General features: G+C 58.5%; 10 protein-coding genes. 6 read left to right on the top strand and 4 right to left on the bottom strand.

Features of this window, described 5'->3' with window-relative positions:
- Positions 1-4: 4 nt before the first annotated feature.
- Together C1A08_RS10750 and C1A08_RS10745 are read left to right on the top strand one after the other, a co-directional pair.
- Positions 5-1,681: a hypothetical protein gene (locus C1A08_RS10750; protein ID WP_101573404.1), complete on the top strand. Its 1,677-nt coding sequence runs from the start codon at positions 5-7 to the stop codon at positions 1,679-1,681.
- A 156-nt stretch (positions 1,682-1,837) separates the two neighbouring features.
- Entirely contained in the window at positions 1,838-2,485 is a 648-nt protein-coding gene (locus tag C1A08_RS10745) for an NAD(P)-dependent oxidoreductase (protein ID WP_101573451.1), read from the top strand.
- Positions 2,486-2,555: 70 nt separating this feature from the next.
- Here the strand turns inward: C1A08_RS10745 and C1A08_RS10740 are convergent, their stop codons facing one another.
- Positions 2,556-5,387, bottom strand: a complete 2,832-nt coding sequence (locus C1A08_RS10740) for a M16 family metallopeptidase (RefSeq protein WP_101573401.1) — start codon at positions 5,385-5,387, stop codon at positions 2,556-2,558.
- Between the two features lie 166 nt (positions 5,388-5,553).
- Between C1A08_RS10740 and prmC the strand changes: the two genes are divergently transcribed.
- From prmC to C1A08_RS10720, 4 genes are read left to right on the top strand one after another with little or no spacing between them, the layout of a single operon-like run.
- Positions 5,554-6,393 (top strand): peptide chain release factor N(5)-glutamine methyltransferase, encoded by an 840-nt coding sequence (gene prmC, locus C1A08_RS10735; RefSeq protein ID WP_101573399.1) that lies wholly within the window; start codon positions 5,554-5,556, stop codon positions 6,391-6,393.
- The gene (locus C1A08_RS10730; protein ID WP_101573397.1) at positions 6,384-6,881 is read left to right on the top strand and encodes a regulatory protein RecX; all 498 of its coding nucleotides are present in this window, start codon (positions 6,384-6,386) and stop codon (positions 6,879-6,881) included. Before prmC ends, C1A08_RS10730 begins: the two co-directional genes overlap by 10 nt.
- Positions 6,882-6,883: 2 nt before the next feature.
- A complete protein-coding gene (locus tag C1A08_RS10725; protein WP_101573395.1) occupies positions 6,884-8,635 on the top strand; it encodes a M23 family metallopeptidase in 1,752 nt (583 codons plus the stop codon).
- Between the two features lie 4 nt (positions 8,636-8,639).
- Positions 8,640-9,332 (top strand): HAD family hydrolase, encoded by a 693-nt coding sequence (locus C1A08_RS10720; protein WP_101573393.1) that lies wholly within the window; start codon positions 8,640-8,642, stop codon positions 9,330-9,332.
- A 48-nt stretch (positions 9,333-9,380) separates the two neighbouring features.
- On the opposite strand, the gene C1A08_RS10715 is transcribed toward C1A08_RS10720, so the two are convergent.
- Genes C1A08_RS10715 through C1A08_RS10705 form a run of 3 tightly spaced genes read right to left on the bottom strand, consistent with a single transcriptional unit; the run spans position 9,381 to position 12,113 of the window.
- Positions 9,381-10,391 (bottom strand): glycosyltransferase family 2 protein, encoded by a 1,011-nt coding sequence (locus C1A08_RS10715; protein WP_101573391.1) that lies wholly within the window; start codon positions 10,389-10,391, stop codon positions 9,381-9,383.
- A 7-nt stretch (positions 10,392-10,398) separates the two neighbouring features.
- Complete coding sequence (locus tag C1A08_RS10710) at positions 10,399-11,328, bottom strand: lysophospholipid acyltransferase family protein (protein WP_055206178.1); 930 nt, start codon at positions 11,326-11,328, stop codon at positions 10,399-10,401.
- Positions 11,325-12,113, bottom strand: coding sequence for an inositol monophosphatase family protein (locus C1A08_RS10705; RefSeq protein WP_228385779.1), 789 nt, complete (start codon positions 12,111-12,113; stop codon positions 11,325-11,327). Before C1A08_RS10705 ends, C1A08_RS10710 begins: the two co-directional genes overlap by 4 nt.
- Position 12,114 lies beyond the last annotated feature (1 nt).

Here is a 12,114-nt window from a genome sequence, read left to right as displayed (position 1 = left end):
GGAAATGCGAACCGTCTCCGCTACGAAAAATCGTATCTTGCTTTACGGCCTGGACTGGTTTACCGAGCAGCATGACGCCGGTATGGTTTGCGTGAAGGGAAATGTCCGTTACCGGGATGCCGTTTACGAAGGGGCCGCTTTCTGTAGACTGGTCGCTTCCGCGGCTGCGGATGCCGGCGCCTTCGGGGAGTTCGTTCGGGAGTTGAACGGCTGTTTTGCCATCGTCTTACAGCGGGACGGCGCATTGTGTGCGGCGACCGACCGACTTCGTTCTTTTCCGTTGTGCCGGACCCGGTTCCGGGACGCATGGCTGGTGACGGACGACCTGCTGCGGGCGATGGAAGATACCGGAATGCAACCGGAAATCGATTCCGGGGCAATGGAGCAGTTTCTTCTGTCGGGTTTCGTCATTGGACAGCGGACGGTGTTCCGGGACATTTTTGCCGTGCAGGCTGCCGAGATAGTCCGCCTGCGGGATGCGGAGACGGAATCCGAACGCTATTTCCTTTACGATCCGAAAATGAACGTGACGCCCGACCCGGCGGAAGGGGTACGGACAGCGGATACGCTTTTCGCGCAGGCGATCCGGCGGATGACCGAGAGCGCCCCCGACGTGCGAAACTGGATCGTCCCGTTGAGCGGGGGACATGACTCCCGATTGATTGTCAATTATTTGTATAAGGCCGGTATCCGTAACGTCGTTTGCTATTCGTACGGCGTTCCGGAAAACCCGCAGTCTCGCCTGAGTCGCGAAGTGGCCGAAGCGTTCGGGTACGAATGGCATTTCGTAGAGTATACGCGCGGACTGTTCGATGCGATCCGGGAGCAGGGATTGCTCGATCGGTATTTCCGTTTCGCGTCCTGTTGCGCGTCGAGTATGCCTCATACGCAGGATTTCGCGGCTGTTTACGAACTCGGCCGGCGCGGCATTCTACAGCGCGGCGATCTGTTCGTTCCGGGACATACGCTCGATTTTCTGGCGGGCAGCCACCTGACCCCGCAGGTTTGCGCTATCCAGACGCCGACACAGGCGGCGGAAGCCGTGCAAAGGCATTTCTCTAATTGGGGTTCCCGGCGGCCGGATCGTGCGCTGCAACGCGAAATCGGGCGGATACTGAACGATACGGGCGTTTCGTCGAACGGTTTTCCGGAATGTTTCGACTGGCAAGAGCGGCAGGCCAAGTTTATCATGCACAGCCTGAGGGTATACGAATTTTTCGGTTACGGATGGCGCACTCCGTGGTGGGATAACGACCTGACCGCTTTTTGGCAGGATATGGACGTGTCGGCCAAACTGAACCGGAGCTTCTTTTTTTACGGCGAGAAACACGGTTGGTTGGATGCGAAGCTGGAGGGTATCCCGTTCGAAAACGAACTTTGTCCGCCGCGTGCGTCCAAACCGTTGAGCCGCCGGATCATCGAAGCCGTCCCGCCGTCCGTCCTGTCGCGGTTGCTGCGTGCGACCGGTTATACGCGCAAATTCCGGATCAACGAGGGATTGCACGACCTGTACGGCGATATTCCGATCGAGCGGTTGCTGGCTCCGTTTTCCGTGCTTCCGGGATACCTGCGCCGGCACATCGCCCCTTACCGGAAACGACTGGCCTCGCAATACGACTATCACCAGGTGACGTTGGCCTATGCGATCCGGCGGTTGTTTTTCGGATCGGTCGGCCGGTAATTCTCGTTCCGGGCCGGACGAAATTCCGGAATTTTCCCTGTTTTTTTCATTTTGGCAAACATTTGGTATTCCGTAGCGAAAGGGGAACCGCCTGCGGCCGGGAAAGTCGCGTTCGAAGCGGTTTATCTCGTTATACTTCGAAAAAACGGAATGATTATGAAAAAAGTTGTGATTATCGGTGCGAGCGGATTCGTCGGTTCGGCCATTTTGAGCGAAGCGCTGGAAAGGGGATTCCGGGTGACGGCGATCGTGCGCCATCCCGAGAAAATGACCGTCCGCCGACCCGAACTCGAAGTCGTCTCCGGCGACGTTTCCGACCGGCAATTCCTTGCAGGAGCGGTTTCCGGCAGCGATGCCGTGATCAGCGCGTACAATCCGGGTTGGCGGAACCCGGATATCTATCGGGAAACGTTGCGGGTTTACCCGCTTATTATCCGGAGCGTGAAGGAAGCCGGCGTCCGTCGGTTGCTGATCGTCGGCGGGGCCGGAAGCCTGTACGTTGCGCCGGGGGTGCGCGTGATGGACCGGGGTGTTCCGGAAGCGTTCGCTCCGGGCGTCAAGGGACTGGCCGAGGTCTACTATTCGTACCTGATCCCGGAAAAGGAGCTGGATTGGGTCTTTTTCAGTCCGGCCGCTAACCTCGTTCCGGGCGAACGCACCCGAAAATTCAGGCTGGGCAAGGACGACCTGATCCGTAGCGTTTCCGGAGAGAGCCGGATATCGGTAGAGGACTATGCCGTGGCGATGATCGACGAACTGGAGAAAGAGATGCACCACCGCGAACGTTTTACGATCGGGTACTGATCCGGGGTTACGAAAACGACGAAGCCGTTTCCGCAATGGGAACGGCTTCGTCGTTTGGGAAAGGGAGCGTTTACCGGATCGGCCGTCCGCTGAAATCGACCAGCACCGGATCGCCCAGTCCGAGGGATTTCACCCCTTCCAACTGCGTTTTGGCGTCGCCCACGACGACGACGGTCATGTCGTCGAAGTTCAGGTACTTTCCGATCACGGTTTTCGCCTGGTCGAGCGTAAACGTTTTCAGCGTGTTTTCGCGCTGTTTGACGTAATCGTCCGGCAGGCCGAACAGCACGATCGTGCGCAGCATGTTTAGCTGTGCGTTAGGCGTTTCGAGGGCGCCGTTCATCGTGCGCAGCATGGCTTCTTTCGAATGGTCGAGCCACTGCTGCGAGTAATCCGTCCCGTAGTTTTTCAGAATGTCGCGCAGCAAGGTCAGCGATTCCTGCGTGACGGTCGCCTGTACGCTCGACCACGCCTGGAACGTGTTGATCAGGTTGCCTTGCGAAAACCCTGAATAGGCCCCGTAAGTATATCCGTGCTGCAGGCGCAGGATTTCGAACAGCAGACTGCCCGCCGATTCGCCGAGTTTGTCGTTGACGATCACGGCCGGGTAGGCGTCCGGATCGGCGATGGGCATGGCTTTCGATCCGACGATAACGTAGGACTGGCGGGCGCCGGGGTAGTCCGCAAAAAAGACCTTGGCGGCCGGTCGCGCCGCATTACCGTCGATCAGCGGTATGCTGACCGCTGTCGCTTCCCATTTTTCGGTCAGCGGAGCCAGCGCCCGTTCGACTTCCGGGCGGGTCAGTCCTCCGACGAAGCTCATTCGGGCCGCTTTTGGCGTGAAGTGGGCCGCATAGAACGCTTTCAGGTCGTCCAGCGTGATCGTCTGTACGGACGCCTCGGTTCCGGTCACGTTGTTCGAAAGAATGTTGTTCGCTCCGAAAATGACTTTGTTGAATACATCCGATGCGATCGCTTTGGGTTCGGTACTGCGCTGGCGGATGTTGTCGAGCGCCCGCTCTTTGACCACGGCGAACGATTTTTCGTCCCAACGCGGCGACAGCAGCATTTCTCCGACCAGCGCCATGACCTGCGGAAAGTTCCGTTTCAGGCAATTTCCGGAGACGGTCATCGATTCGCGCGCGGCGGCGACCCGGATCTGGGCGCCGAGTTGCCCGATCGCGTCTTCGAGTTCTTCGGGCGTCCGCGAAGCGGTGCCTTCGTTGAGCATCTGTGCGGTCAGGTAGGCGACTCCCACCTTGTCCGGATCGTCGAGCAGCATACCGTCGTTCAGTTCGATCGTGAAATTCACGAGCGGCAGTTCGCAATATTCGATCCCTTTGACCGTCATTCCGTTGCCGAGCACTGTGCTCCATATTTCCGGGATTTTCAGTTCGGGCGTGTTAGGCAGCAGGTCCGGTTCGACGCTGCGGTCGAACCGCGACGGCGTTTTTTCGTACGGATCGTCTGCGACGGCTCCCGATTCGGCGTTCATCTGCTGCTCGCCGATCGTCTCCTGCTCGGGTGCTATCTGTGTCGATCCGGTCAGCGCCAGAGAGGCTTCTCCTTCCGGGTAGATACTGACGGCGAGTAGGTTGCGGCCTTTGACGTATTTTTCGTAGACGCGCATTACGTCGTCCGCCGTTACGGAGCGGTAAGCGTCGAGTTCTTTTAGCATCCGGTCGGGCGTTCCGCCGAATACGTTGTCGTGCGCCATGGCGAGCGCCTTGCCGTTGGTCGAAGTCAGCCGGTTGTAGGTGCGCGTTTCTTCGGTGATCTTATACCGTTCGAGGTCTTTCGGGTCGATGCCGTCCCGCTCGAAACGCGCCAGCGCTTCGTCGTAAGCGGCCTTCACGTCGTCCAGTTTTACGCCGGGGAATGTCTTGGCGTCGAATACGATCATGCCTGATATTTCGAGCTGGTAGTTGAACATCTCCACTTCGGGCGCCAGTTTGCGCTCCTCGACGAGTACTTTGTACAGCGGGGATTTTTTATCTCCGGCGAGCAAGTTCGTCAAAAAGTCGAGCGCATAACCGTCCCGGTGGTAGGCTTCGACGCCCGGGTAGGCGAGAATCAGCATCGGCGCATTGCAGAACGTGTCCTCGTAAGAAATTTTGCGCGTCGCGTCGAGTTCGACGTTCCATGTTTTCGGGGCCTCCGGAACGGGCCGGGCGGGAATCTCCCCGAAATATTTTTCGATCAGCGCTTTGGTCTGAGCCGGGTCGAAATCGCCGGCGACGACCAACGTGGCGTTGCCCGGAAGGTAATACCGTTCGTAGAACTCCTTGACGTCTTCGACGGTCGCGCTTCTCAAATCGGGAATTTCGCCGATCACCGTCCAACTGTACGGATGTCCTTCGGGGAACAGGTTTTTGAACACCAGGTCGAAAGCCAGTCCGTACGGAGCGTTTTCGCCCTGTCGTTTTTCGTTCGATACGACGTCGATTTCGCGTTTCAGTCCGCCTTCGGTCACCGTGTTGATGAAATAGCCCATCCGGTCGGACTCCATCCACAGCACTTTTTCCAACGCATCGCGCGGGACGGTTTCGTAGTAGACGGTGCCGTCGTTGCTCGTGCCGCCGTTGAACGTTCCGCCCATCGCGTCGATTTTTTGGAAAAAGGCGTTGCGCGGCAGGTTTTCGGAGCGCTGGAACAGCATGTGTTCGAAGAAGTGCGCGAAACCGGTTTTGCCCGGCTTTTCGCGGTTGCTGCCTACGTGATACTGGATGGCCACCGACACTACCGGGTCGGAGTCATCGTGGTGAAGAACGACCTCGAGGCCGTTCGCGAGGACGTATTTCTCGTAATCGAGCGATACGCTGTCGTCGTTGTTTTTATTTCCGCAACTATTCATACTCAAAAGGGTACATGCCAGCAACGGAAGCATCAGTTTGTTTCTCATGGATCCGATCTGTGTTTAACGTCATTTGGTTTCACTTTTAAAGGAACGTACAAATTTAGCATATTATGGTTCCGAATGAAGAAAAAAGTGAAAAACCTGGCCGCCGACCGGATTTTTTGTTTTCCGGCGCAGCCGGTTTTTGTATCTTTGCGTCAAAAGAGCGACTATGACCCGACGCGAATTGTGGGACTGCATATACGATGCCGCCGCCGGCGTTTACGACCGGCGGGAGGCGAGGGCGTTCGCAGCGTTCGTTTGCGAAGGACGGCTGGGTATGCGGTTTACCGATGTGATCGTCGAGCCGGACGCTCCTTGTCCCGACCGGGAAGACCTGCCCGACATCCTGGCCGAGATACGCGACTGTCGCCCGGCCCAGTATATTGCCGGGTTCGCCTATTTTCTCGGCAGGAAGTTCGCCGTCCGCGAAGGGGTGCTGATTCCGCGTCCGGAGACCGAGGAGATGGTGCGTCGCATCGTCGACCGATACAAAGGACGCAGCGGAATGCGGATTCTCGACGTCGGGACGGGAAGCGGTTGCATCGCCGTGACGCTTGCGGCGGAACTGCCCGACGCCGAAGTGACGGGGATCGACGTTTCCGAGACGGTGCTGGCCGTCGCCGGGCGAAACGGAAGCCTTTGCGGCGGCCGCGTCCGTTTCGAATGCTGCGACATCCTGACGCGGCAACCCGGGGGGCGATTCGATCTGGTGGTCAGCAATCCGCCTTATGTGACCCTCGGCGAGAAAGCCGGGATGCGTCCGAACATACTGAAGCACGAGCCGCACCGCGCGCTGTTCGTCGGCGATGACGATCCGTTGCTGTTTTACCGCGTAATCGCCGAACGGGGGAGGAGTTTGCTGGCGCCCGGCGGAGCGCTTTGGTTCGAGATCAACGAGCGTTTCGGGGACGAAGTGACCGCGCTGCTCGGCTCGCTCGGTTATGCGGATGTGAAACTGACGGCCGACCTGTTCGGAAAGCCGAGAATAACGGAGGCCGTATGGAAGTAAAAAGAACGAAAACGCCGGAACAGGCTTTGAGGATGCTGATGTACCGTTGCGCCAAAAGCGAAGTAGCCGTGTCGGACGCCCGTCGGTCGCTTGTTCGGTGGGGCGTTGCGGAGGCTGACCGGCAGCGGATCGTCGATACGCTGCTGCGCGAAAGGTTTATTGACGAACGGCGCTACGCCGAGGCCTATGTCCGGGAAAAGACCGGTCTGAGCCGTTGGGGCGTTTACAAGATCCGCGCGGCGTTGCGGGCGAAACAGATTCCCGAAATGTTGATCGAAGAGGCCCTTCGTCAGGTCGATCCGCAGTTTATGCGCGGTAAGCTCGAAGAGCAATTGCGCCGGAAGATGCAAGCGATCCGGGCCCGCAACGGTTACGAATTGCGCGGCAAGTTGTTGCGTTATGGCGTCGGACTCGGTTTCGATTTCGAAACGGTGGGCGATTTGGTCGACCGGCTGGTTGGCGACGGGGAATATGTAAAAAACGATTGAAGATGAGAAATAGCAAATTGAGCAGGATTAAAAAATGGATTGTTTTGTCGGCGGCAGTCTGTTATGCCGGCGCGTTGCCGGCTCAGTATACGCCGCATCCGGCGATGGCTACCGAGTTCGGGTTCGTTTCGCCGGTCTCTTTTCCGGTGCTGTTGTCGGCCAATTACGGCGAGTTGCGCGGCAACCATTTCCATTCGGGCATCGATGTCAAGACCCAGGGCGTAATCAACAAGCCGATCCGTGCGATTGCCGACGGCACGGTCGTCCGCATCGCCGTCAGTCCGTCCGGATTCGGCAAGGCCCTTTACATAAATCATCCGAATGGCACGACGAGCGTTTACGGTCACCTGGAACGTTTTTCGGACTCGATCGAGCGGTATATCCATGAGATACAGTATGTTCGCAAATCGTTCGCTGTGGATGTTACGCCGCCTGCCGGCAAATTCGTTTTCAAGCAGGGCGAACAGATCGCCCTGTCGGGCAACCGGGGTTCTTCGGGCGGCCCGCACCTGCATCTGGAAGTGCGCGAAACCGATTCGCAGCGTCCGCTGAACCTGCTTGCGCGCGGCATGTTGCAGGTTAGGGATACGATTCCGCCGAAACCGGTCGTGCTTTATTACATCGGGGTCGACACGGTTCAGGGTGTTCCGGTACATACGGTGCGCTGGAAACTTTCGGTGCGCCGCGATGCGCGGGGAAATTATACGCTGCTCGATACGGCCGCGTTGCGTGTCGCCCGCAACGGGTATTTTGCCGTCGAGGCCGAGGAGAAGAAGAACGGCACCGACAACCCGATGGGCGTTTACGCTTTCGACGTGACTTACGACGGTAAGCCGGCTTTTTCGATGGTCGTCGATCGGATCGGGTTCGACGTGGGGCGCTATTGTTACGCGGCGGCGCTCTATCCGCAGTCCCGCGCTACGCGCAACGGGGTTTACCGGCTTTACAAATTGCCGAACAACCGCCTGCCGGTGTACCGTAAGACGGTGCGAAACGGCTTGCTGACGCTCGACGACGACGGTCGTCACGAGGTCGGGATCGAACTGACGGACGATTGCGGCAATGCGTCGCGGCTCGCTTTCCGGGTCGTTCGGGGGTTGTCGGCGCCTCAGGTCGTTCCGGACGGGATTCCGGTCGACTGGACGAAAGATTTTCGCCATCAGCAAGGCGGCCTGTCGCTGTCGGTTCCCCGGGGCGCGCTTTACGAATCGATTCTGTTGGATCTTTCGGAAAAGCCGAAGCAGAGATACGCCTACTCGCCGCTGTATGCGATCCATACGCCGGACGTGCCGTTGCAGGGCGCGGTGACGGTCAGCATCGACGCGTCGGAACTGCCCGCGGAACTGCGTAGCAAAGCGTTGCTTGCGACGGTCGGACGCGACGGCGGTCGCAGCGCCGCCGGCGGAGCCTGGAAAGAGGGGCGCGTGACGACCGAGACGCGCAGTTTCGGAACGTATTACATTGCGGTGGACACGGTCGCTCCGCGGATTACGCCGCAGTTCAAGAGCGGCGACGACTTCGCGTCTCGCAAAACGCTGTCGTTTAAGATATCGGACGACTTTTCGGGGATCGGTTCTTACAGTGCGACCATCGACGGCAAATGGGCTTTGTTCGAATACGACCCGAAGACCGCTACGCTGACGCACTATTTCGACGACGGCCGTTGGAGTCGGGAAACGACGCATGTCCTGGTGCTGACTGTGGCCGACGGCAAGGGGAACAAAACCGTATTTAAAGGCAATTACAGAAGGTGAAAAAATGAAAACGGGCTATTCGGGGATCATTTTCGATTTCAACGGCACGCTTTTTTTCGATTCGGACAAGCAGGAAGAGTCGTGGGAGATTATTTCGATGCGTTTGCGCGGGCGGGCGTTCGGGAAACAGGAGATGCAGCGGCGTATGCACGGCCGCAGCGGCAAGTCGATTTTCGAATACTTGCTCGAACGCGACGTGCCCGACGACGAAGTGCTGCGGCTGATGGCCGAGAAAGAGGAGATTTACCGGGAACTGTGTTTGAAAGACCGGGAGCGTTTTCACCTGGCTCCGGGAGCGGTCGAATTGCTGGATTGGATCAAAGAGCGTCGAATCCCCCGTACGATCGCGACGGCTTCGGAGATCGTCAACGTGACCTTCTTCATCCGTAGTTTCGGTTTGGAGCGTTGGTTCGATCCGGAAAAGATCGTCTATGACGACGGAACACTGCCCGGTAAGCCGAATCCGGACATTTACCTGAAAGCGGCTCGCACGATCGGGCTTGCTCCGTCTCGCTGCGTGGTCGTCGAAGATGCCGTTTCGGGGATCGAAGCCGCCCGGCGGGCCGGCGCCGGATACATCGTGGCAATGGATTCCGGGGCGACGGACCCTGCGGTGCTGGCGCGACTGGACGGCGTCGCCCGGGTGATTCGCAGTTTCGACGATTTCGACCGAAACCTCTTAACGGTTGGCGTATAGGAAGCAGGCGGATTTCCGGCAGGAAATTTACCTGGGAATAAGCATGGTCTACCGCATGACTTTGTCGAAAGTGCGGTAGCCGAAGGCGTGCAGTAGGATGATGCTGTTGCGCAGGATACCGTGCGGGCGCGCGACGCGGTGCCGTTGGATCGCACGTCTTTTTTCGTGCAGCGATTTCCGCTGCCTGTGAAAATCGATGTGGGCCCGGAATACTTTTTTAAAGAAGTCGGGGTGGCCCTGAACGAGGAACACGAGCGCCGCCATACCGTCCAGTACCATCCGGGAGAACAGTACCGGCCAGAAAGTGCCGGGCGACAGATTCTTGAACAACATGCAGAGATTGTTACGGAAATTCAGGTAAATTTTCTGCGGACTGTTGTTCGGCAACGTTCCGCCGCCGACATGGAACACCGTGCTGCGCGGTTCGACCCGGATCCGGTATCCGGCCAGTTGCGCCCGCCAGCAGAAGTCGATCTCCTCCATGTGGGCGAAAAAATCGCCGTCGAAGCCGCCGAGTCGTCGGAATACTTCGCTGCGCACCAGCATACACGCTCCCGACGCCCAAAACACTTCGCGCGGGGCGTCGTATTGCCCCCGGTCGGACTCGATCGTGTCGAGGATTCGCCCGCGGCAGAACGGATAGCCCAAAAAATCGATGAAGCCGCCGGCGGCCCCGGCGTATTCGAATTTGCCGGGATTGGCGTAGGAACGGATCTTGGGAGCGACGGCCGCCGCCGCCAAGTCCCGTTCGAGCAGTTCCACCAGCGGAGCGAGCCATCCTTCGGTCACCTCGACGTCCGAATTGAGCAGGACGCAGTAGTCGGCTTCGATCCGGGCCAGGGCCCGGTTGTATCCTTCGGCAAAGCCGTAATTCCGATCCAGCAACAGCAGTTCAACCTGCGGAAACCGCGCCCGGATGAAATCCGCCGAATCGTCCGTCGATCCGTTGTCGGCGACGACGATGTCTGCGCCGGGGGTACGGGCGACCAGCACCGGCAGGAACCGTTCGAGGTGCGAACGGCCGTTCCAGTTTAGGATAACGACTTTGACCGGTTTCATAGGCGGGTTATCGGGCTTCGGTTTCTTTTTCGGAATGGGTGATGTCGTAATCCGCGGGTTTTTTATGCTTCCACCGCCGGTGCGACCACATCCACAATTCGGGCGTTTCCCGAATCATCGCCTCGAGCCGGCTGATGTAGCGTTCGGTGATTTCGTGCGGAGCGACCGCTTCTTCGCCGTCGTAGATTCGTTGCAGTTCCGCTTCGTAATGCTGCGGCGAGGTTTTGCGGACATACATGAAGTAGACCGGCATTTTCAACCGCAACGCCATTTTTTCCACGCCCGAAAAAAATGGCGTGTCCTGTCCCAGGAACCGGTACCAGTGCTTGATTTCGTGCCAAGGCGGCGTCTGGTCGGCGATCAGCGCGACACTGACCGGCCGGGCCCCTTTGCGTTTGGATTTCAGCGTTTCCTGCAGGATGTTGTTCATCGGAACCGGCTGCGTGCCGAAACGGGATCGGGCTTTGTGGTAGAAGAGGTCGAACGCCTCGCTGTGCAGCGGGCGGTAGACGGCCAGTACCCGGTGGTCGCTGTGGCAGGCGTAGTTGATCGTCAGTTCCCACGATCCGTAGTGGGACATCGCCGAGATCCAGTTGCGTCCGCGCATGGCCTCTTCCTGCGCTTCCACGTCGCGGTAAACCATCCGTTCGAGGATCTCCTTGCGCGAGATCGTCGCGAGTTTGATCGTGTCCACGAAGACTTCGGACAGGTGGCGGTAGAATTTCGTTTCGATCTCACGGAGTTCCGCTGCGCTTTTTTCCGGGAATGAGTTCGACAGGTTCGTGCGCACGACGGTCAGCCGGTAGCGGACGATCCGGTGCAGGACGAAACAGATGAAAGGGGCCAGCGCATGATACAACAGCCGGTTCGGGAACATGCCCGTTATCCGGCATGCGCCCATCAGCAACGCATATTGTATCCTGCCGCCCGTAGTCATCGTACTTTTTGCTTGAAGTCTTCGTAAATGTTCGGCGTGCAAGCGATAATCTGCCGTCCGAACAGATAGTCGTCTCCGCCTGCATAGTCGGTGATCCGCGCTCCGGCCTGCCGGGCAATCAGAACGCCTGCGGCTACGTCCCACGGGGAGAGTCCCGTATGGTAAAAAGCGTCGCAGCGTCCGCAGGCCACATAAGCGAGGTCTGCGGCGGCCGATCCTACGCGTCGGATTCCATTAGTGGTGTTCTGAAAATGGACGAGGCTGTCCACGAACCCGTCGGTCTTGTTCAGCGCCGCGTAGGAGAATCCGATGGCGATCAGCGCGTTTTCGAGTTTGTCGGTCGCCGAAACCCGGATGCGCTGCCCGTTCAGATAGGCGTACGATCCGCGCCAGGCGTAAAACAGTTCGTCCCGGGTCACTTCGTAAATCACGCCCGCCGTCAGCTCGTCTTCGTCCATCAGCGCGATGCTGACGCAATACGGCGAGAAATCGTGCACGAAATTGGTCGTGCCGTCCAGCGGATCGACGATCCATTTGAGCGGCTGTCCTTCGACGGCGGCGGTCACGGTCCCTTCTTCGGTGATGAATCCTGCGTCGGGAGTCAGTTCGCGAAGCCGTTCGACGATCATCTTTTCGGTCTGCTTGTCGACATATGAGACCAGGTTCTGCGCGCCTTTGAACTCCACGTCCGCGAACGTGAAACTTTTGCGCTGTTCGGCGATGTAGGCGCCCGCTTCGCGCGCCAGGTCGCATGCGCTGAGGCATATTGCTCGGTAATCCAGCATT

Source organism: Alistipes sp. cv1, from assembly GCF_900240235.1.
Lineage (GTDB): Bacteria > Bacteroidota > Bacteroidia > Bacteroidales > Rikenellaceae > Alistipes_A > Alistipes_A hominis.
This window is presented reverse-complemented; position numbering and strand designations above follow the sequence as displayed.